Below are 20,128 nucleotides of genomic sequence, written 5' to 3'. Positions count from 1 at the left end.
GCTGACCGGATGACAGCGACGCTGCCGCCACGCGCGACGATGAAGGATGTCGCCGCGCTCGCGGGAGTATCACCGAAGACGGTGTCCAACGTCGTCACCGGCACTGTCGCCGTTCGCGAGGAGACCAGGGCGAAGGTCGAGGCAGCGATGCTGCAGCTCGACTTCGTCCCCAACCTCAGCGCCAGGGGGCTCCGGAAGGGACGCTCCGGAATCATCGCACTCGCACTCCCCGACCTCGCCACCGCGTACTCAGCGGAACTGCTGCATCGGATCGTCGCCGCCGCGCATGAGCGCGGACTCGCGGTGCTCATCGAGGAGACCGCCGCCGAGCCTCAGCGCGAGAAAGAGCTTCTTTCTCGCGCGCGCTCGCACCTCATCGACGGACTCATTCTCAATCCCATCCGTCTGGAAGACAGCGTCATCCGCTACGCCGACCGGCTGCCACCCCTAGTCGTGATCGGTGAAGTCGAGCAGAATCGCGCCGATCACGTGCGCATCGACAGTCGCCTCGCGGCGGCAGATGCCACCCGTCACGTGCTTTCACGGGGCGCGCGGAAGATCGCGGTGATCGGCGCGGACGACGATGCCGCTGTCGCGACCGCAACCAGCCGGCTCCGCCTCGAGGGAGTGCACGACGCATTGCGCGAAGCCGGCATCCCGCGCGATCCACGCCTGGAAGTGAACCGACTACCCTGGTCGATGGCATCCGGCGCCGAGGCCGCGCGCGTGCTGCTCTCCCGACAGGTTCCCTTCGACGCCGTCGTAGCGCTCACCGACTCACTCGCGCTCGGCGTGCTGCATACCCTGCACGACCACGGGATACGCGTACCGGACGACGTGATCGTCACCGGTTTCGATGACGTCGAGTTCTCGGAGTTCACCTCACCGTCGCTCACGTCCGTCGCGTTCGACCGCCGCGCATTCGCCGAGGCCGCACTGGGTCTCCTCGAATCACGGATGCAGGATCGCGCCGCCCCGACACGCTCACTCACCCTTGCCCATCGACTGTTGGAACGGGCGAGCACGGCGCACACACCCGCCGGCTACCATCCCTGAGCGCAGCATCGATGGATCGGCCATCTTCCCTTGCGCCACCGATTACATCGATGTAAGGATGTAGGCGCCCCGCCCCGGTCACGAAGGAGTGACGATGACGCCCCCGCTCGATCTGTCCCGCCGGCAGTTCATGACTGCCGCTTCAGTAGCCGCCGCCGCTGCCCTGCTCGCAGGATGCGCCCCCGGCACCAACCCCGCATCGAACGCCCAGACACTGCAGTTCTGGCATCTCCTCAGCGGCGGTGACGGCGTCACCATGTCGTCGCTGCTGGACCAGGTCAATGCCGCGCAGGATGCCTACAAGATCCGCCCGACAGTGCTCGCCTGGGGCACGCCGTACTATACGAAGCTCGCCATGGCCGGTGCAGGTGGGCGCGCACCCGACGTCGCCATCATGCACGCCACCCGCGTGAACGGCTGGGCACCGGGTGGGCTCCTCGATGACTGGGACCTCGATCGCCTCGCCGAGCTCGGCGTCGACGAGAGCACATTCCCCACTCCGATCTGGGAGAAGGGGTTCGTCGGCGACCGGTTATTCAGCGTCGCGCTTGACGCGCATCCGTTCGTCCTGATGTTCAACACGGATGTGTGTGATGCGGCCGGTGTTCTCGACTCCAAGGGTGCGCTGAAGGAGACGTCCTCCCCCGAGGAGTTCCTCGATCAGCTCCGCACCGTCGGCGGCGCCACCGAAGGACACGCCCTCTCCTATGGTTACCTCGGCGATGGTGCGCAGATGTGGCGTCTCTTCTACGGTCTGTACGCACAGCACGGGCTCGCCATGGAGCTGCCCGTCGGAGGCAAGGCCGTGATCGACAAGGACGCAGCAGTCGAGTCGCTCCTCTTCATGCAGAGCCTGCTCGACGGCGAGATCGCCGCCGCGCAGAACGACTACGGCAGCGCGATCGCCGAGTTCGCAACCGGCAAGAGCGGCATGCTGATGACCGGTGTCTGGGAGTTGCGCACGATGCAGAACGCCGGCATCCCGTTCGATGCGACGATGATCCCCACCCTTTACGGAACGCCGGCCGTCTACGCCGACTCGCACTCGTTCGTCCTCCCCCATCAGGCGAACGCGAATCCGGTGAATCGCGACCTGACCTATCGGTTCGTTGCCGACATGTTGAAGGGATCCTTCGGGTGGGCAGAGGCCGGGCACATCCCGGCATTCCTCCCCGTGACCTCCTCGCCCGAGTACGCGGAACTCGTCCCTCAGGCGCACTACGCCGAGGCCGCCGACCACGTCGTCTACGACCCGACCGCATGGTTCACCGGATCCGGATCCAACTTCCAGGGCGAGTTCGGCGCCGCAGTGCAGGGTGTGCTGCTCTCCGGCGATGACCCCGCCGCCGCGATCGACCGGTTCGAATCCCGTGTGAACACCCTGCTCGCCCAGCCGAACCCGGCCGACCCCGAAGGGACGTGGAAGCCATGACGACCACCGCCAGCGCCACGCGCGCAATCGTCGCCGCCGGAGCATCCGATTTCCGGCCCCGCCGCGCCGGTTTCCAGCGCCGGGAGCAGCTGATCAGCTGGGCATTCCTCGCCCCGTTCCTCGTGGCCTTCATACTGTTCCTCGCCTGGCCGATCGCACACGGCATCTTCCTGAGCTTCACAAACCAGTCGCTCACCGGAGCCGGCGGAGCGTTCGTCGGATTCGCCAACTACGCCGAAGCTCTCACCGACCCGGTGATGTGGCAGTCAATGTGGAACACGGTGTGGTTCACACTGCTCTCCACCGTTCCGCTGGTCGCGATCGCCCTGGTGATGGCAGCCCTCGTCGACCGCGGGCTGCCGGGCCAGTGGCTGTGGCGGCTGTCCTTCTTCATGCCGTATCTGCTGGCATCGACCGTGATCTCGCAGATCTGGGTGTGGATCTTCAACCCGCAGATCGGTGCGGCGAACAACATCTTGACCTTCTTCGGGCTCGAGCCGATCGCCTGGCTGCAGAACCCCGATACGAACATGCTCTCCATCGTCATCGCGACGGTGTGGTGGACGGTCGGGTTCAACTTCCTGCTGTACCTCGCCGCCATGCAGAATATCCCCTCGCAGCAGTACGAGGCAGCATCCCTCGACGGCGCCGGCGCCTGGCGCCAGTTCTGGTCGATCACGCTGCCGCAGCTGGGCCCCGCCACCGTGCTCATCCTGCTGCTGCAGATCCTCGCCTCCCTGAAGCTGTTCGACCAGGCGTACCAGATGCTCGGAGGGGTCGCCAGTGACACGACCCGCTCGATCGTGCAGTACATCTACGAGGCCGGATTCGTGAGCTATCGCTTCGGCTACTCCGCCGCGATCTCGTACATCTTCTTCGCCCTCATCGTCATCGTCGGTGTCGCGCAGGCCCTGGTCACGCGCCGCCGGAAGGAGCTGTGATGTCCACCGCCACCCTCTCCCCGACCGAGGCGATCACCGTGCCGAAGGCTCGTCGCTCTCATCGGCCCCGTCTGCCTGGCCAGAAGCCCTTCGCCCCGCTGCGCGTCGCCGCATTCGTCGTGCTCGCACTCCTCGCAATCAGCTGGTTGCTGCCGTTCCTGTGGGCAATCGCGACAGCGTTCAAGACCGAGACGGATGCCGCGTCCGGCGACGCCGGCTGGATCGGCGCGACCGGTCCGACCATCGAGGCGTTCGTCGCGATCCTGTCGCAGGGCAACGTCTACGTCTGGGCATTCAACAGTCTGTGGACGTCGGTCGCGGTGACTCTGATCACGCTCACGATCTCGGCCCTCGCCGCCTACGCGTTCTCGCGACTGGACTTCTCCGGCCGCAAGTGGCTGTTCGTGGCGATCATCGCCTCGATCGTGGTGCCGCCGCAGGTGCTGATCATCCCGCTGTTCTACGAGATGCTCGCGTTCAACATGATCGATACGTACTGGGGTCTGATTCTGCCGCAGGTAGTGGCGCCGGCCATGGTGTTCATCCTCAAGCGATTCTTCGACGCGATCCCGATCGAGCTCGAGGACGCTGCCCGCGTCGACGGTGCGAGCAGGTTCCGCATCTTCTGGTCGATCGTGCTGCCGTTGTCGCGTCCGATCATGGCATCCGTCGCGATCTTCGTGTTCATCGGCGCGTGGAACAACTTCCTCTGGCCATTCCTCGTCATCAATGACACCACCCTGATGACCCTGCCTGTCGGCCTGCAGACCGTCATCAGCGCCTACGGCGTGCAGTACGCCCAGGTCATGGCGCAGGCCGTGCTCGCTGCTCTCCCGCTCATCATCGTTTTCATCATCTTCCAGAAGCAGATCGTCAAGGGAGTCGCGACCAGCGGCTTCGGCGGTCAGTAATCCATCCCCACCGGCGTCAGAGCCAGAATCAAGGAGCACAATGAGCAAGGCCCGTATCACCATCGACCGCGACTTCACGATCGCCGAGGTGCCGCGCAGGCTCTTCGGCTCGTTCGTCGAGCACATGGGTCGCTGCGTGTACACCGGCATATACGAACCAGGCCATCCGGCAGCCGACGCGCGCGGTTTCCGGAAGGACGTGCTGGAGCTGGTACGCGAGATGGGACCGACCGTCATCCGCTATCCGGGCGGCAACTTCGTCTCCGGCTACCGCTGGGAAGACGGGGTCGGCCCCGCCGCCGAGCGCCCGACACGCATCGACGGCGCCTGGCACACGATCGAGACCAACGCCTTCGGCCTGCACGAGTTCGTGGACTGGGCGAAGGAAGCCGAAGTCGAAGTGATGGAGGCCATCAACCTGGGCACCCGCGGCGTCGAGGAGGCGCGCGCACTCGTCGAGTACGCAAACCACCCCGGCGGCACGGCGTGGTCAGACCTGCGTCGCAAGAACGGTGCGGCTGACCCCTTCGACATCAAACTCTGGTGCCTCGGCAATGAACTGGACGGGCCGTGGCAGATCGGACACAAGACCGCCCACGAATACGGCCGCCTCGCTCAGGAGTCGGCGAAGGCCATGAAGCTGGTCGACCCGTCGATCGAGTTGGTGGCCGTCGGATCCTCTAATCGAGGAATGCCGACCTTCGGGACGTGGGAGCACACGGTGCTCACACACGCCTATGACGAGGTCGATTACATCTCCATGCACGCCTACTACCAGGAGCACGATGGTGACGCAGAGTCGTTCCTGGCCGAAGCGGTGGAGATGGATGCCTTCATCGAGGGCGTCGTCGCGACAATCGACGCGGTCAAGGCCGCGGGCAAGCACACCAAGCAGGTCGACATCTCGTTCGACGAGTGGAACGTCTGGTACCAGAGCGGCCTCGACAGCGAGGACCAGCCGCACCAGGTATCGAAGTCCTGGCGCACCCACCCTCGCCTGATCGAAGACACATATTCGGTGACGGATGCCGTCGTCGTCGGCACGTTCCTCAACAGCCTGCTGCGCCACGGCGACCGGGTGCGCATCGCGAACCAGGCGCAGCTCGTGAACGTGATCGCGCCGATCCGATCCGAAGAGGGTGGGGCGGCGTGGCGACAGGCGAGCTTCTGGCCGTTCGCCCGGATGTCGCAGCTCGCACGCGGTCGCATCCTGCGCCTCGCTGTGTCGTCGTCGCAGATCAGCACGAAGCGCTACGGCGATGTCGACGCTGTGGATGCCGCGGCAACGTATGACGAGGAGACGGGGCAGGTCGTCGTATTCGTCGCGAACCGGTCGCTGGAGGAGTCGAACGACCTCACGATCGACCTTCGCGGCCTCGGCGATCTGCGGGTCACGAACGCCGAGACGCTGACGATCCCCGACGCCGGCGATCGCCACACAGCAAACCTCGAGACGGCACCGGATGCCGTGCGCATGGTGCCGCTTGCCGCGGCAGAGGTTGTCGAGGGTGCCGTCCGCGCGACGCTGCCCCCGCTGTCCTGGTCAGTGATCGAGCTCGCGGCGTAGCCGCCACTCGCATTCGACAGGCACAAATGGCTGCATCCACCCATCGGATGCAGCCATCTGCGCTACTTGAACGGGTCCGACTCCGCTGGCCATTCGGCGGTAGGCCAGCCATCGTGCCAGCGCAGCGGCAGCAAGCCCAGCGTGAACTGACCGTCGGCGTTGCCGTCGTAGTAATGGAATGCGAGCATGTCGCCGGAGATGGACTGGCCGCCGGGCCCGATCCGTGTGCCGTCTGTCGTCAGGATGACCGTTCCGCCGTCGTCGAGCAGTTCGCCACCGTCGGCATCCAGATAGGGGCCGGTCACGGCATCCGATCGACCGACGATGATCTCGTAGGTGCTGTCGACCCCGCGGCAGCAGAAGCCGCGTGAGGCGAACAGATAGAACTGTCCGTCATGGGGCAGGATGAACGGCGCCTCGATCGCGTTCTCCACGAGGCCGCGGTCGGCGATCAGCAGCGGTTCTTCATCGTCCGCGCGCAGGCCGCTCGGCCATTCCAGCTGCACCATGTGCAGACCGCTGGAGAACGATCCGAATGACATCCATGGAGTGCCGTCGGCATCCTCGACGATGCCGGCGTCGATCGCGTTGAAGTCGGTCCCCTCGCTGGCGATGACCTCGCCGCGATCGACCCACTCATAGTCGGGGTCTTCGAGCTCGAGCGTCGTGTTGGTGGCGAGCGCGATCACCGAACGGTTGCTTCCGAACGTGGATGCGGCGTAGTAGAGGTACCAGGTGCCGTCGTGTTCGTAGAGCTCGGGCGCCCAGAGGTTGTCGACTCCCGGCACGCGTTCCTCAAGCCAGGCCGGCTTCTCACTCCACACCTCGCCGACGTACTCCCAGATCTCGTCATCTTCCGAGCGACGGATCTGGATGTTGCCGTCGCCGATCTGACCGTTGCCGGTGGAGTAAATGTACGAGGCGTCGTCCTGCTGAACATACGCCGGATCGTGTACCCAGATGTCACCGCTGAGCTCGGGAGCGACGGCCGGGGAGCATCCGGCGAGCGCCGTGGCCGCGAAAAGAATCGCGGCCACGGCGGTCACTGATCTCAAGATCGCTGGTCTCAAGATGGCTGCCCTCACACCAACGACAATGCCGACCACGACACAGGAGGCAGCGTCACGGTGAGAACACCATTCGTAAGCACCGCGCCCTCGAGCGACTTGAGCCCTACACGGTCCTGGTCGACGAGCGTGTTCTTCGCGTATACATCGTCGTCCCAGAGCGTGACGGCCTCCTCGATCGAAGAGATCCCCAGTTCGGCCACATCGACCGTGACCTCGATGGACTCCGTCAGGCTGCGGTTGACCAGGAACACTGCCGAGCCGTCGTCGGAGCGGGTGACGACCGAGTCGATGAGCGGAGCTGCGCCATACACGGCCGTCTCGTACGTGCCAGCGTCGATACGCGGTTTCAGCACCTCACCCTTCGCCAGACGCGAGGTGACGGAGAATGGGAAGAACGTCGTCTGACGCCAGGCATCCCCACCTGGCTCGGTCATGATCGGGGCGATCACGTTGACGAGCTGCGCCAAGGATGCCGAGACCACGCGGTCGTGGTTCTGCAGGAGCGTGATGAGCAGGTTGCCGAGGACCACGGCATCCGCCACCGAGTACACATCCTCCAGCTGACGCGGGGCGTAGCGCCATTCGTCGTTGACCTCGTCAGAGTCGCGGTGCTCATCGAGGTACCAGATGTTCCATTCGTCAAAGGAGAGCTTGATCTTCTTCTTCGACTTCAACTTGTTGCCGACGTGATCGGCGGTGGCCACGACGGTCTCGATGAAGTACTGCATGTCGATCGACGAGGCGAGGTAGGAGGCGAGGTCGCCGCCGCGCTCCTGGTAGTAGGCATGGCAGGAGATGTAGTCGACGTGCTCGTATGAGTGCTCGAGGACGGTGCGCTCCCAATCGCCGAAGGTCGGCATACCCGAACCGGAAGAGCCGCACACGACGAGCTCCAGGTTCTTGTCTGCCGCCTTCATCGCCTGCGCCGTGCGGGCCGCGATCTTGCCGTAGTCGTCAGCCGTCATGTAGCCGGTCTGCCAGGGACCGTCCATCTCATTGCCGAGGCACCACATGCGGATGTCGTGCGGCTCCGGCGTACCGTTGGCGATGCGCTGGTCGCTCAGCGCCGTGCCAGATGGATGGTTGGAGTACTCGAGCAGGTCGAGAGCAGCTTCGATGCCCCTGGTCCCCAGGTTGACGGCCATCATCAACTCGGAGCCGGTCAGCTTCAGCCAGCGCGAGAACTCGTCGACGCCGACCTGGTTGGTCTCCAGCGCGTGCCATGCGAGGTCGCGGCGTACGGGGCGCTGCTCACGGGGCCCGACACTGTCTTCCCAGCGGAAGCCGGAGACGAAGTTGCCGCCGGGGTAGCGGATGGTGCTCGAGCCGAGCTCGCGCACCAGGTCGACGACGTCGAGGCGGAAGCCGTCCTCGTTCGCGGTCGGGTGGCCGGGCTCGTAGATGCCGTCGTAGACGCAGCGCCCCAGGTGCTCGACGAACGACCCGAAGATCCTTCGGTTGAGGGGGGCGACGACTGCTTCGCGGTCGACAGAAATGCGTGCGGTGCTCACGATTTTCCTTCTCTTTGATCTCTCTTTGATGGACCGGCTGGGGCAGCACGGATACAGCGGGCGAGGCCCGCGGGGTGGTGGATTTGGGATAGCTCAGTGCGCCGGCAGCGCCACGGGCGGGCGCTCAGCGGCACGGGGGTGTCCTGGGTCGAGCCCGGCCAGCCGATGGTCGATGAACCATCCGCTGATGAACAGCGGCACCGAGATACCGACAAGTGGGACGAGCATGGGCAACAGCGCGAGTGCGGCACCAACGGCAAGCAGAGACACCAGCATGACGGCACTCATCAGCGGCGAGACCAGCGGAAGCATCACCGCGTACCGTAGCGTCGCAAGCGGGCGATCCTCGTAGCGCACATCGATCGTGAGCACGGCGACCAATGCCACCACAGCGATGGCAGCGATCGCCCAGGTCACGACGACCAACGCGGCGGAGGCCGGCGCGGGCAGCAATGGCAGCACCGCGGTGTCGGCGAGGATCAGCAGCAGAACGATGGCGAAGGGAACGCCGAGCAGGTTGGCGCGCCAGAACGCGCCACGGTATGACGCGATGAACGCGCGGACCATCCCGTCGTTCTCACCGTCACGAAGTCGGGTCAGGCACGCTGTCGCCGCGACGGCCGCCGGCATGACGCCGAGCACGACGAGTCCGACGAGGACGCCTGCAAGGAACATCAGGTTGATGATGATGAGTGTCGATACGACACGCAGCCAGGTCATCACCCGCCCTGCCCACCCATGCTCGATAATCATGATCCGACCTCCTGAGACCCGACCCAGACCACACCGGTGTCATCGAGACCACCGAATGCCAGGACCGATCGGGCAGCAACCGGATCCCATGCGCCGAAGACGACAGCATCCAGACGCACGTCACCGCGGGGGGCATGCAGGACGATCTCCCCAGCGACGGCATCACCCGCAGTGCGCATCGCGCCGGTGACAGCGAGGGGAACGGCGTCGATCAGTGCGCTCTGCTCGGGCGCGAAGCACACCACCTGCCAGTTCCCCGTGACCTCGCGGGCGGCGGGCAGCGTCTCGGCGGCGTAGCCGGCGAACGGGTGAGGTGACACGACCGGCCAGCCGGACGCGGTGGTGTGCACGCGCCGGATCTGCGCCTCGTGCTGGGCCGGGTCGTCAGCGCGGCGAACGTGATGGACGACGAAGCGGGCCTGGCCGTCACGGAATGTCGAGTTGTGCCCCGGCGCGATCCAGGCCTCGCCGCCGGCGAACCGGTGCCCGCCGAGGATCTTCGTCCCGGCACGCGCCGCGTCGTCCTCGGCAGGATCGAGCAACGGCAGGCCGGCGGCATCGAGGTACGGGCCCTGGATCTGCGCTGCGATCCCGACCCGCATGTTGTACGTATCGAACAGTGAATCGTAGGAGACGTAAAGGACGTACAGATCGGCGTCGGCGTCGTAGTCGATGTAGGCGCCTTCGATCGCGCCATCGACGGTGGCAGGACGCCGGGCGATGAGCGTGCCACGATCCGCAGGACGCGCAGGCCGACCGGTTCCCACGTCGAGCGGCAGCGTGTGGATGCCCCCAAAGAACGACCCGTAGGTGAGCCAGGGGACGCCGTCGCGGTCGAACACGATCGCAGCGTCGATGGCGTTGTACCCGTCGTCATCGTGCGATGTCGAGACGACGATGCCCTCGTCGGTCCATGGTCCGCGCGCCTCCGGCGCCGTGGCCAGTCCGATCGCCGAGGTTCGCGACCCGAACGAGGATGCCGAGTAGTATATGTGCCAGCGGCGGGAGTCGTCGGCGGCCGGCCAGCGCACTACTTCCGGCGCCCACAGGCCGACGGCTCCGGAGTGCTGCCTCGCGGCATCCGGCACTCCGTCCAGCGCAGTACCGGCGAACGTCCAGTGCACCAGGTCGGGCGACGTGCGCACATGAACGCCAGCAGGGATCTCGTCCAGGCGTGCGGCGGCATCGGTCGAGAACATGTACCAGAGGCCGTCGTCCCCGTGCACGACGGTCGGGTCGTGTGCGTTGCGCGCCCCCCACGTCGTCGTGTCAGCACTGGGTGCGTGGATCGTCATCCCTTGGCTCCCGTCAACGCGACGGACTCGATGATCTGACGCTGGAAGATGATGAACACGACCAGCACCGGAATGAGCGCGATGAACGATCCCGCCATGATCAGCGGATAGTCGGTCTGGCTCGCATAGGTCATGTTGAGGCTCGCGATCACGAGCTGCAGCGTCTGCTTCTCCGGCGAGTTCAGGTAGATGATCGGGCCGAGGTAGTCGTTCCACACCGCCATGAACCACAGGATGAACTGTGCCGCGATCGCCGGACGGATGGCGGGGAAGATCAGCGTGAAGAAGATGCGCAGGTAACCCGCGCCATCGATCTTGGCCGCCTCGATGATCGAATCCGGCACAGAATCGAGATACTGGCGGATGAAGAAGACCATGACGATATTGCCGAAAATGCCAGGCAGGATCAGCGGCCAGAGGGTGTCGACCAGGCCCACGCCGGCGAACAGCGAGAACTGCGGAATCATGATCGTCGGGAACGGGATCATGATGGCTGCCAGCAGCATTAGGAAAAGCACGTTCTTCATCGGCAGGCGCATCTTCGCGAAGGCGAACGCCGCCAGCATCGAGGTGACGGTGCCGAAGATGGTGACGGTCGCGGACACGATGACGCTGTTGACAATGCCGGTGGCGAGAGGTGCCGCGGACCAGACCCTGATGTAGTTTTCCCACATCACCGGGTCGGGAATCCACTGCGGCGGCAGGGCGAATACGGCCTCACGGGTCTTCAGCGAGGTGCTGAAGGTCCACACCAGCGGCGCGACCATGACGACGCCGCCGAGGCTGAGTACCGCCAGCATGATGGCGTTGACGATTCGGTATGAGCGCGACAGCTTGCGCCCGGGAAGGCGCCCGCGACCACGTGGCAGCAGATGCGTGGCGGTGTCGTCGCCGACAGTGGTCGAGCCGAGGATGGCCGGAGCCTGGGAAGACAGAGTATTGGACATGGCTCGCCTCAGTCGATCGAGAATTGGAATCGGCGGTTGAGTCGGAATTGGATGGCCGTGATGATGAACACGAGCAGTCCGAGCACCACCGACATCGAGGTCGCGTAGCCCATCTGGAGGTAGTTGAATGCCTTCTGCCAGATGTACCAGACGATGGATGCGGTCGAGAATTCCGGGCCACCGGTGGGGGTCATGATGTTGATCTCAATGAAGATCTGAGCCCCGCCGATGATGCTGGTCACCACAAGGAAGAAGGTGACCGGGTTTAGCAGCGGAACGATGATGTGCCGGAACTTCTGGAATGCGCTGGCACCGTCGAGGGATGCTGCCTCGAGCAGGTGCGGCGGCACGGACTGCAGCGCCGCCAGATACAGCAGCATCGAGAAGCCGAGCCCCTTCCACACCGACATGATGATGATCGCGGGTTTGGCGGTGTCGGGGTTCTGCAGCCAGTTCGGTCCCTCGACGCCGAAGATCGCGAGCACCTGGTTCACCAGGCCGAAGTCGCCGTTGTAGGCCCACTGCCACAGGATGGCGACGGCCGCGAGCGATGAGACCACCGGCACGTAGTAGACGGTGCGGAAGAAAGTGGTGCCGCGCATCTTGCGGTTCAACGCCAGGGCCAGCAGGAGAGACAGGACGAGGCCGATCGGGATGCCGATCATGTAGAACACCGTGTTGCCCATCGACTGCCAGAAGTAGCGATCACCGAACATCTCGACGAAGTTGTCGAACCCATTCGGCACCGGAGCGCTCAGGCCGTTCCATTTGGTGAAGGAGGCGTACACCGAGAACACCAGCGGATAGGCGATGAAGATCAGAAAGCCGATCACCGGCAACGCGACGAAGCCGAGTGCGGCCTGATGCTCGCGGCGGTGCAGCTTCGATCGACGGGGAGTGGACGTCGTCGTCATGAGGGGTCCTCGTTCTCACACAGGGAAGGGTCGGGGAGGGATGCCGCGGCCGCATAGAGCCGCGGCATCCGTCTGCCGGTCAGCCGATGCCGGCTTCGGCGTTCGCCTTGTCGAGCATCTCCTGCATGCGTGGCTGCACCTCTTCGAGGTAGTCCGCAGCGGTCTGGTCTCCGTCGAGAACAGGCTGGATGTTCTTGAAGAGCTCGTCATACCACTCGGCACTGTAGGTGGTGTTCGCCGGCAGCGCGCGGCCGTAGTCCTTGAGGATGTCGAGGAACTCCTGCTTGTTGTTCGGCGGCAGCGTCGAGGCGGCAACCCACTCATCGGCCATGTCGATGAGTGTCGGCACCTGAATGCCGGCATCGACGAGAGCCTGCTGCGCGGTCGGGTCGACGCTCAGGTAGATCGCGAGCTCAGATGCCAGATCAGCGTTCTTCGACGACTCAGCGACAGCGAAGCCGAGCGTGCCGATCCAGGTGGCGGGTTCGCCGGTGGCGCCGACCGGGTATGGGAGCAGGTCCCACTCGAAGTCGAGAGTCTCATAGGTGGGGATGTCCCACGGTGCGACCGGGAAGAACCCGATCTGTCCCTGCATCCAGCGCTGGTAGGTGTCGAGCGTCTGCGCGTCGCCGGCCGATGGGGTGACCTCGTACTCGGTCGACAGGTCGGCGAAGAACTGCAGAGCCTCGGCGAACTCGGGATCGGTGACGGTGACTTCGGTACGGTCCTCGTTGAGCCAGTCTCCACCGTTGGACCAGACGAACGGCTGCAGGTTCCAGGTCACGTTCAGTCCTGTGCCCCACTGGTCGACCTTGCCGTCGCCGTCGAGGTCCTGCGTGAGCTGCTGCGAGATCGCGACGAACTCGTCCCATGTGTACGGGGTGTCGATGTCGGGCAGCGGGATGCCCGCCGCCTCGAACATCGTCTTGTTGTAGCCGAAGGAGAAGGGCCCGACATCCTTGGGCATGGCGTAGATCGGGCCCTGCCCCATGAGCTCACCGTCGAAACGATAGCTGTCGATGCCGTAGTCCCAGACGTTGTCGAGATTCACGACGTCGGAGGATTCCACTGCCTCGGTGAGGTCCTTGATGATGCCGGTCTTCACGTAGGCCTGCACGCTGCCAGGGTCGACGTAGAAGACATCGGGGATCTGCCTGCCGGTGATGGCGGCCTTGAGCTTGGTGCTGTACTCGTCTGCGGTCGTCATGATGATCTTGACGTCGACGTCGTGGGTCTTCTCGAACTCTTCGATGGCAGCGGTGTACGCGGCCTTCTCAGCGTCAGCTCCGCGGAACATGAAGGTGAGCGTGTCGGTGCCGCCGCTGTCTCCGGTGTCGCCGCCGCTTGAGCAGCCGGTGATGGTTGCCGACGCGAGGGCGACCACGCCCACTGCGGCAAGGATTCGTGACTTCATTGTGCTGTGTTTCCTCTCGGGGGATTACGTGACATCTATGTCGTGTGGCCCATGGCCATAACGAGATTCCCAAACTTCTACAACGTTGTAGTAAACGTTGTAGAGAATAGTGACACAGGATGCTGGACCCTGTCAACGACCTGTTCAGTGAGTGGCGGGCGCTGATTCACGAGACAGGATGCGGAAGTCGGACAGGAGAGTGCGAGGCTCGCCCACATCGCCGCCCTTGATGCGTTCAAGCAGCGTTGCGACCGCGGTCTTCGCGATCCAGTCTCGGCCGGGATCGACCGTCGTCAGCGACGGGATGGAGTACTCGGCCTCGTCCAGCCCATCGAATCCGAGCACGCGCACGTCGTCAGGCACCCGCAGCCCGGCTTCCTGCAATACGCGCATCGCACCGAGGGCGAGGGTGTCGTTCAACCCGAAGACGGCATCGAACTTCACTCCGCGCGCGAGCAGCTCACGCATCGATTCGGCGCCGTTCGCGCGATGCCACAGGGTCGTGTAGCCGACGATGCTCTCGTCGAAGGGGATGCCTGCGGCATCCAATGCCTCTCGATAGCCGCGCAGACGCAGACCCGCCGATCCGATCACTTCGCCCTCATGTGCACCAACAACGGCGATACGGCGATTTCCGGAGGCGATCAGATACTCGGTTGCCGCGCGCGCGGCATCCACATTGCGCATCGTGATGTGGTCAGTGGGCCCATCGAAAATGCGTTCACCCAGAAGGACGAGCGGAAACGACACATCGAGTGCCGCGGCATCCTCCTGGCCCATGCCGAGCGGGCTGAAGATGAGACCATCAGTGAGCTTGAGCCTGGGGCTGCGCAGCAGTTCGAGCTCGCGGGTGCGATCCGCGCCGGTCTGCTCGACGAGGACGACCACTCCGGCGGCTTCCGCTTCGTGGATGACCTGAGCGGCAAGCTCGGCGAAGTACGCCAAGCTCAGATCCGGCAGCGCGAGAGCGATGGCACCGGTGCGTCCCGAGCGGAGGTTCCGGGCGGTGAGGTTCGGCGTATAGCCGAGCTCAGCGATGGCCTTCTCGACCTTCGCCCGCGTTTCGGGGCGGATGTGCGGATAGTCATGGATGACGTTCGAGACCGTCTTGATCGACACTCCGGAGAGCCTCGCCACGTCATGCAGCGTCGCCGCCATGCGCTACCCCCTTTTCGGCCACTCTACAACGTTGTATCGATCGTGCTCAGCGCACGGAGCGCGTGCGACTACTCACATGTTTCCTGCGTCTGCTCGGTGATGATCCATTCGGATGCCGGACGCGTCATGACAACCGTTCCGCAATCGCCGGAAGCGAGATAGGTGACGTGCAGCACTGCATCCGTCTCGGTCTCCGACACGGCGGCGATGGTGATGTCTGCGTTCTGATCGAATGCGCGGTAAAGATCTGCGGTGACCGTGATCATCTCCTCGCACGAGGAAGCTTCGATGCCCGACTCCGCCATTTCGGCGAGCATGCGAGTCACGAGCTCGGGAGCCAACGTGGCACAGGCCTCATCGACCTCGGGGATGCGTGAAGCCTCCAGCCATGCCCGAAAGCTCTCGGTCGCTCCCAGCGTGGGTTCGGGCGTGGGCTCTGGCGTGGGTTCGGGCCCGGCGGTCTGCTCGGTCACCTCGGAAGGCGTCTGCTCGACGTGCGGCGCCGTCTCCTCCGCCGTCGGAGCGGTGCATCCGGTCAAGACGAAGCCCGCCGCGATCACCGCGGTACACAGGGCAACTTTCGCCTTCTTCCGAGCAGGAACGTTGACGATGGCGGTGACTCTTCGCGCCGTTTTCCTCATGGGTTCTACTTTGGCATGCACCGGCTCATCGCCGTCGGATCGATCGCGACGTGTAGGCTCCTGCGCAGTGCCACCCACGGTCCTCATCACCGGCCGTGAAGCACGGCGATTTCACCATAAAGGGGATCCACATGCCCATCTCTCCATCATCGGCAATCCAGTCAGTCGGCCAGGTCGGCGTGTGGCGCGGCGGCAGCCTCCTCACCCCCGAGATCGCATCCTCCATCGAGAAGCTCGGATATGGAGCGCTGTGGATCGGCGGCTCGCCTGCGGCCGATCTCAACATCGCCGAAGAGCTGTTGGATGCCACTGAGCACCTGACGATCGCCACCGGGATCGTGAATATCTGGACCGCCCCGGCCGCTTCGGTCGCAGCATCGTTCCATCGCCTCGAGCAGACCCACCCCGGTCGGTTCCTCCTCGGCATCGGTATCGGCCACCGTGAGGCCCAGGGCGACACCTACCAGAAGCCGTACGCCGCGCTCGTCGCCTATCTCGATGCACTCGATGACGCGGGAGTGCCCGCCGAGCGTCGGGTGATCTCGGCGCTCGGACCGAAGACTCTGAAACTCGCGGCCGAACGCGCTGCGGGCACCCACCCATACATGACGACGCCAACGCACACCCGGTTCGCCCGCGAGGTCGTCGGGGACGACTCCCTCATCGCGCCGGAACAGCGGCTCATCCTGAACACAGACCAGGATGAAGCCCGCGCAGCGGGTCGCCGCTTCCTCTCCCGCTATCTCGGCTTGTCGAACTACCGGCGCACGCTGGAGAGCCACGGCTTCGCCGCCGCGGATCTCGACGACGGAGCGACCGACGCAGCCGTGGATGCGCTCACACCGCACGGGACGGCAGCCCAGCTCGCGACAACGGTTCGTGGCCACCTCGATGCCGGCGCCAACCACGTCTGCGTCCAGGTGCTGCCCGCCAGTGACGACCCGCTGGAGACTCTGCGTCCGCTCGCGATCGAGCTCGGGCTCTCCGCGTAGGCACAACTTCGGATTCGAAAGGGTGACACCCCGAGAACGGATGCCGCAGACCGGCGTGTCGCGCCCGTGATCCGAAGTTGTGCACGGCGCCCGTCCGTTCCGCTAGACTCGCGACACACCTCGCCCGCATTGGCGGGGTTTCTCGGCCGGAATCTTGGCCGCACGTCTTCACTTTCGACTTGCGCTCAGGAGATCCATGCCCGTTGTCACCGGCCGCCCTCTCGCGGCATCCGCCATTCTGCTCACCGCGCTCGTCGCCAGCGGATGCTCCGCCAGCACGCCGAGCACGGCGGCAGAAGATGTCCCGGCTTCCGTTGCGGGCTCTGCTTACCCGCTGACGATCGACAACTGCGGTACCCGCGTCACGTTCGACGAAGCGCCAGAGCGCACCCTCGCGATCAAGTCGACCTCGATCGAGATGATGCTCGCGTTGGGCCTGGAAGACCGGATGATCGGTACTGCCTTCTCGGACGGACCGCTCGCAGAAGCGTGGGCAGATCGTGGCGCCGAGGTCCCGGTAATCTCCGACAAGGTGCCCGGCCAAGAGGCGACGCTCGAGCTCGAACCTGACCTCGTGTACGCGGGGTGGGAGTCGAACGTCACGGCCGACGGCGCCGGTGACCGCGAGGTGCTCGCTTCTCTCGGCGTGAACACGTTCGTCTCGCCTTCGGCCTGCCAGGAGCCTGGCTATCAGCCGGTTCCGCTGACTTTCGATGACGTCTTCGCCGAGATCGAGCAGGTCGGTGCGATCTTCGACGCATCGGATGCCGCGGCCGACCTCGTCACCGAACTGCAGACCCGACTCGATGCGGTCACCCCTGATGACCGCGGCCTGACCGCGCTCTGGTTCAGCTCCGGCAGCGACACCCCGTTCGTCGGCGCCGGCATCGGCGCACCACAGATGATGATGGATGCCGCTGGCCTCACCAACATCGCCGCAGACGTGGACGAGACCTGGTCGAGCCTGAGCTGGGAGGTCATCGTCGACGCGAACCCCGACGTCATCGTGCTGGTCGATTCTGCGTGGGGCTCGACGGAGAAGAAGATCAGCCTGCTCGAGGCGAACCCGGCGACGGCGCAGCTTCCGGCGGTTCTGAACGGCCGGTACTTGGTCGTGCCGTTCCCCACCGCCGAAGCCGGGGTCCGCAATGTCGAGGCCGTCGAGTCTCTGCTCACCCAGTTGGAGGCGATCGACCTGCCGTGACCGCCCTCACCTCGAATCAACCGGTTATTGCGCCCGATAACGATCGGCGTGATCGGTCCGGCGCGCGTACCAGTGCGTGGACGGTCGCGCTGATCATCGCGCTCGGGCTCTCCGTCGTGGTCAGCGTCACCCTGGGCCCGGCGCAGATATCCGCCGGCGAGGTGTGGGGAAGCATCCTGTCTCATCTGGGGATCGGGGAATCCTCTCTGACGCCGTTGCGCGACGGAATCATCTGGCAACTGCGGATGCCGCGCGTGCTCGCAGCCGCCGCCGTCGGCGCCGGACTCGCGATCTGCGGGGCGATCATGCAGGCGGTGCTGCGCAATCCGCTCGCTGACCCTTATCTGCTCGGCGTCTCCTCCGGCGCATCCCTCGGTGCCGTCCTGGTGATCGTGCTGGGGTTCTCGATCGCACTGCCTCTCGCCGCGTTCGGCGGTGCGCTGGGCGCGCTGGCACTGACGCTCGTGATGGCCGGTGCGATCGGGCGCATGACCGCGTCGCGGACGATCCTGGCCGGCGTCGCCGTCTCTGCCGCGCTCGGCGCGCTGACGAGTCTGGTGATCTTCTGGAGCGCGACCGGCGACACCTACCGGGAGATCCTCGGATGGCTGCTCGGGTCGCTGGCCGGTGTTACCTGGCCGATGGCCATCCTCGCGCTGGCGGCGATTGCACTGGTGGGCGGGCCGCTGATGCTCAGCGCGGGCGCACTGGATGCCTTCGCCTTCGGCGACCGCGCGGCAGCATCCCTCGGGGTCTCGGTCGAACGAACCCGCTGGATCCTTCTCGGCGCCACGGCGCTGCTGACGGGGTGCCTGGTCGCGGTGAGCGGTTCGATCGGCTTCATCGGTCTGGTCGTTCCGCACGCGGTGCGACTGATCGTCGGCGCTCGGCACCGCGTACTGCTGCCACTGTCGGCACTGACCGGTGCAATCGTCCTGATCTGGGCCGACACACTGGCTCGCACGCTCTTTGACCCGAGGGAGTTGCCCGTCGGCGTCGTCACTGCGCTCATCGGGGCACCGTTGTTCGGGCTCCTGCTGCTGCGCTCTCGGAGGATCTCATGACGCGCGCGCCCCTTCGTACTCACGGCATCTCATTCAACCGTGGCGGGCGGATGCTGATCGACGGTATCGACTGCACGGTCGAGGCCGGTTCCCTCACCGCGCTCGTCGGCCCCAACGGTGCGGGCAAGTCGACGCTGCTGCATCTGATCGCCGCAGCGGAGGCGCCGACGACGGGCGCGATCGAGCTCGGCGGGACGGATGCTCGCACGATGCGTCGCCGCGCGCGGGCACGCTACACCGCGCTCGTCGAGCAGCAGGCAGACACCGATCTCGACCTGAGCGTGCTCGATGTCGTCCTTCTCGGGCGCACTCCTCACCTCTCGATGCTCGGAGGGCCGGATCAGGCGGATGCTGAAATCGCCCGAGCGGCGCTGCGTCGCGCGGGGGCGGATGCCTTCTCAGGGCGGCGGTTCCAGGAGCTCTCCGGCGGCGAACGCCAGCGAGTGCTGCTGGCCCGCGCACTCGCGCAGGAGCCGACACTGCTACTCATGGACGAGCCGACTAACCACCTCGACATCCATGCGCAGCTGCACACGCTCGGGCTGATGCGCACGCTGGCCGACGACGGCATCGCGATCCTCGCGGCGCTGCACGACCTCCCGCTCGCTGCCCGCTACGCCGACCAGGTCATCGTCGTCGACCACGGTCGAGTCGTGGCATCCGGGGCGCCGACCGACACTCTCACCCCTCAGCTGATCCAGCTCGTCTACGGTGTGCGCGCCGACGTCATCCCGCATCCGGTGGACGGCTCACCGTTGATCGCATTCTCGCCGCTGGATGCCGAGCCTGTCGAGCCCACCACCGGATTGTCCTCGCCGTCCTGGGCGTCGATACACTCGGAGGCATGAGTACTTCGAGCGTCCCCGACCATCTGATCGACCTGTTGGAGCGGCCACTGTACGGCGCCCTGGGCACGGTCGGCCGTGACGACGCCGCGAACGTGAGCCCGATGTGGTTCGAACGCGATGGTGACACCATCCGCTTCACTCACACGAACAAGCGGGCCAAGTACCGCAACCTGCAGCGCAATCCGTCAATGAGCCTTGCGGTGTTCGATTCCGATAACCCGACCCGATACGTCGAGGTGCGCGGGCGCCTCATCGAGATCACGGATGACCCCACCGGTGCGTTTTATCAGCAGCTTGGTCGCCGGTACGGCACGCCTGACACGCCTGCGCCGGCGGACAGCGCCGACCGCGTGATCCTCACGATGTCGATCGACCGCGTCATCGGTCGCTAAGGCTGCGACTCGGGTCAG

Annotated in this window: 19 protein-coding genes; 10 read left to right on the top strand and 9 right to left on the bottom strand. The window is 65.2% G+C overall.

The features are described from left to right. Positions 1–9: 9 nt before the first annotated feature. From ACSU1G_RS31630 to arfA (ACSU1G_RS31610), 5 genes are all read left to right on the top strand, one after another. The gene (locus tag ACSU1G_RS31630) at positions 10–1,056 is read left to right on the top strand and encodes a LacI family DNA-binding transcriptional regulator (protein ID WP_439285148.1); all 1,047 of its coding nucleotides are present in this window, start codon (positions 10–12) and stop codon (positions 1,054–1,056) included. Positions 1,057–1,150: 94 nt separating this feature from the next. Then, complete coding sequence (locus ACSU1G_RS31625) at positions 1,151–2,488, top strand: extracellular solute-binding protein (protein WP_439285146.1); 1,338 nt, start codon at positions 1,151–1,153, stop codon at positions 2,486–2,488. Continuing rightward, positions 2,485–3,429: a carbohydrate ABC transporter permease gene (locus tag ACSU1G_RS31620; RefSeq protein WP_439285144.1), complete on the top strand. Its 945-nt coding sequence runs from the start codon at positions 2,485–2,487 to the stop codon at positions 3,427–3,429. Before ACSU1G_RS31625 ends, ACSU1G_RS31620 begins: the two co-directional genes overlap by 4 nt. Next, positions 3,429–4,340, top strand: a complete 912-nt coding sequence (locus tag ACSU1G_RS31615) for a carbohydrate ABC transporter permease (RefSeq protein ID WP_439285142.1) — start codon at positions 3,429–3,431, stop codon at positions 4,338–4,340. Before ACSU1G_RS31620 ends, ACSU1G_RS31615 begins: the two co-directional genes overlap by 1 nt. A gap of 40 nt (positions 4,341–4,380) precedes the next feature. After that, complete coding sequence (gene arfA, locus ACSU1G_RS31610; protein ID WP_439285140.1) at positions 4,381–5,907, top strand: arabinosylfuranosidase ArfA; 1,527 nt, start codon at positions 4,381–4,383, stop codon at positions 5,905–5,907. A 62-nt stretch (positions 5,908–5,969) separates the two neighbouring features. Here arfA (ACSU1G_RS31610) and ACSU1G_RS31605 read toward each other — a convergent pair whose 3' ends face one another. The 9 genes from ACSU1G_RS31605 to ACSU1G_RS31565 all read right to left on the bottom strand — a co-directional run bounded on the left by ACSU1G_RS31605 (position 5,970) and on the right by ACSU1G_RS31565 (position 15,610). Continuing rightward, entirely contained in the window at positions 5,970–6,953 is a 984-nt protein-coding gene (locus ACSU1G_RS31605) for an arabinan endo-1,5-alpha-L-arabinosidase (RefSeq protein ID WP_439285139.1), read from the bottom strand. Between the two features lie 35 nt (positions 6,954–6,988). After that, positions 6,989–8,488: an arabinosylfuranosidase ArfA gene (gene arfA, locus ACSU1G_RS31600; protein WP_439285137.1), complete on the bottom strand. Its 1,500-nt coding sequence runs from the start codon at positions 8,486–8,488 to the stop codon at positions 6,989–6,991. 93 nt (positions 8,489–8,581) lie between these two features. Then, a complete protein-coding gene (locus ACSU1G_RS31595) occupies positions 8,582–9,241 on the bottom strand; it encodes a YesL family protein (RefSeq protein ID WP_439285135.1) in 660 nt (219 codons plus the stop codon). Next, positions 9,238–10,536, bottom strand: coding sequence for an arabinan endo-1,5-alpha-L-arabinosidase (locus ACSU1G_RS31590; RefSeq protein ID WP_439285133.1), 1,299 nt, complete (start codon positions 10,534–10,536; stop codon positions 9,238–9,240). Before ACSU1G_RS31590 ends, ACSU1G_RS31595 begins: the two co-directional genes overlap by 4 nt. Next, positions 10,533–11,483, bottom strand: a complete 951-nt coding sequence (locus ACSU1G_RS31585) for a carbohydrate ABC transporter permease (protein ID WP_439285131.1) — start codon at positions 11,481–11,483, stop codon at positions 10,533–10,535. Before ACSU1G_RS31585 ends, ACSU1G_RS31590 begins: the two co-directional genes overlap by 4 nt. Before the next feature lie 8 nt (positions 11,484–11,491). Further along, positions 11,492–12,397 (bottom strand): carbohydrate ABC transporter permease, encoded by a 906-nt coding sequence (locus ACSU1G_RS31580; protein WP_439285129.1) that lies wholly within the window; start codon positions 12,395–12,397, stop codon positions 11,492–11,494. Between the two features lie 79 nt (positions 12,398–12,476). Then, the gene (locus ACSU1G_RS31575; protein ID WP_439285127.1) at positions 12,477–13,811 is read right to left on the bottom strand and encodes an ABC transporter substrate-binding protein; all 1,335 of its coding nucleotides are present in this window, start codon (positions 13,809–13,811) and stop codon (positions 12,477–12,479) included. A gap of 144 nt (positions 13,812–13,955) precedes the next feature. Continuing rightward, entirely contained in the window at positions 13,956–14,969 is a 1,014-nt protein-coding gene (locus ACSU1G_RS31570) for a LacI family DNA-binding transcriptional regulator (protein ID WP_439285125.1), read from the bottom strand. 68 nt (positions 14,970–15,037) lie between these two features. Beyond that, the gene (locus tag ACSU1G_RS31565; RefSeq protein ID WP_439285123.1) at positions 15,038–15,610 is read right to left on the bottom strand and encodes a hypothetical protein; all 573 of its coding nucleotides are present in this window, start codon (positions 15,608–15,610) and stop codon (positions 15,038–15,040) included. 131 nt (positions 15,611–15,741) lie between these two features. Between ACSU1G_RS31565 and ACSU1G_RS31560 the strand changes: the two genes are divergently transcribed. From ACSU1G_RS31560 to ACSU1G_RS31540, 5 genes are all read left to right on the top strand, one after another. Further along, positions 15,742–16,602: an LLM class F420-dependent oxidoreductase gene (locus ACSU1G_RS31560; RefSeq protein ID WP_439285121.1), complete on the top strand. Its 861-nt coding sequence runs from the start codon at positions 15,742–15,744 to the stop codon at positions 16,600–16,602. Between the two features lie 196 nt (positions 16,603–16,798). Beyond that, positions 16,799–17,806 carry a putative F420-0 ABC transporter substrate-binding protein gene (locus tag ACSU1G_RS31555; protein ID WP_439285119.1) on the top strand — a complete coding sequence of 336 codons (1,008 nt, stop codon included), beginning with the start codon at positions 16,799–16,801 and terminating at the stop codon, positions 17,804–17,806. Beyond that, entirely contained in the window at positions 17,803–18,870 is a 1,068-nt protein-coding gene (locus ACSU1G_RS31550; RefSeq protein ID WP_439285117.1) for a putative F420-0 ABC transporter permease subunit, read from the top strand. Before ACSU1G_RS31555 ends, ACSU1G_RS31550 begins: the two co-directional genes overlap by 4 nt. Further along, positions 18,867–19,718, top strand: a complete 852-nt coding sequence (locus tag ACSU1G_RS31545) for an ABC transporter ATP-binding protein (protein ID WP_439285115.1) — start codon at positions 18,867–18,869, stop codon at positions 19,716–19,718. The genes ACSU1G_RS31550 and ACSU1G_RS31545 overlap by 4 nt, the downstream gene beginning before the upstream one ends. Further along, a complete protein-coding gene (locus ACSU1G_RS31540) occupies positions 19,715–20,110 on the top strand; it encodes a PPOX class F420-dependent oxidoreductase (RefSeq protein ID WP_439285113.1) in 396 nt (131 codons plus the stop codon). The genes ACSU1G_RS31545 and ACSU1G_RS31540 overlap by 4 nt, the downstream gene beginning before the upstream one ends. Positions 20,111–20,128: the final 18 nt, after the last annotated feature.

This window comes from Microbacterium sp. A93 (assembly GCF_051842835.1).
Note: the sequence above shows the minus strand (reverse complement) of the source record. Positions and strands in the feature narration are given on the sequence as shown.

Excerpts from the sequence above, each read along its gene's own strand:
- ACSU1G_RS31630 (WP_439285148.1), top strand. The coding sequence starts at position 10 with ATGACAGCGACGCTGCCGCCACGCGCGACGATGAAGGATGTCGCCGCG.
- ACSU1G_RS31625 (WP_439285146.1), top strand. The coding sequence starts at position 1,151 with ATGACGCCCCCGCTCGATCTGTCCCGCCGGCAGTTCATGACTGCCGCT.
- ACSU1G_RS31620 (WP_439285144.1), top strand. The coding sequence starts at position 2,485 with ATGACGACCACCGCCAGCGCCACGCGCGCAATCGTCGCCGCCGGAGCA.
- ACSU1G_RS31615 (WP_439285142.1), top strand. The coding sequence starts at position 3,429 with ATGTCCACCGCCACCCTCTCCCCGACCGAGGCGATCACCGTGCCGAAG.
- arfA (WP_439285140.1), top strand. The coding sequence starts at position 4,381 with ATGAGCAAGGCCCGTATCACCATCGACCGCGACTTCACGATCGCCGAG.
- ACSU1G_RS31595 (WP_439285135.1), bottom strand. The coding sequence starts at position 9,241 with ATGATTATCGAGCATGGGTGGGCAGGGCGGGTGATGACCTGGCTGCGT.
- ACSU1G_RS31590 (WP_439285133.1), bottom strand. The coding sequence starts at position 10,536 with ATGACGATCCACGCACCCAGTGCTGACACGACGACGTGGGGGGCGCGC.
- ACSU1G_RS31585 (WP_439285131.1), bottom strand. The coding sequence starts at position 11,483 with ATGTCCAATACTCTGTCTTCCCAGGCTCCGGCCATCCTCGGCTCGACC.
- ACSU1G_RS31580 (WP_439285129.1), bottom strand. The coding sequence starts at position 12,397 with ATGACGACGACGTCCACTCCCCGTCGATCGAAGCTGCACCGCCGCGAG.
- ACSU1G_RS31575 (WP_439285127.1), bottom strand. The coding sequence starts at position 13,811 with ATGAAGTCACGAATCCTTGCCGCAGTGGGCGTGGTCGCCCTCGCGTCG.
- ACSU1G_RS31570 (WP_439285125.1), bottom strand. The coding sequence starts at position 14,969 with ATGGCGGCGACGCTGCATGACGTGGCGAGGCTCTCCGGAGTGTCGATC.
- ACSU1G_RS31565 (WP_439285123.1), bottom strand. The coding sequence starts at position 15,610 with ATGAGGAAAACGGCGCGAAGAGTCACCGCCATCGTCAACGTTCCTGCT.
- ACSU1G_RS31560 (WP_439285121.1), top strand. The coding sequence starts at position 15,742 with ATGCCCATCTCTCCATCATCGGCAATCCAGTCAGTCGGCCAGGTCGGC.
- ACSU1G_RS31555 (WP_439285119.1), top strand. The coding sequence starts at position 16,799 with ATGCCCGTTGTCACCGGCCGCCCTCTCGCGGCATCCGCCATTCTGCTC.
- ACSU1G_RS31545 (WP_439285115.1), top strand. The coding sequence starts at position 18,867 with ATGACGCGCGCGCCCCTTCGTACTCACGGCATCTCATTCAACCGTGGC.
- ACSU1G_RS31540 (WP_439285113.1), top strand. The coding sequence starts at position 19,715 with ATGAGTACTTCGAGCGTCCCCGACCATCTGATCGACCTGTTGGAGCGG.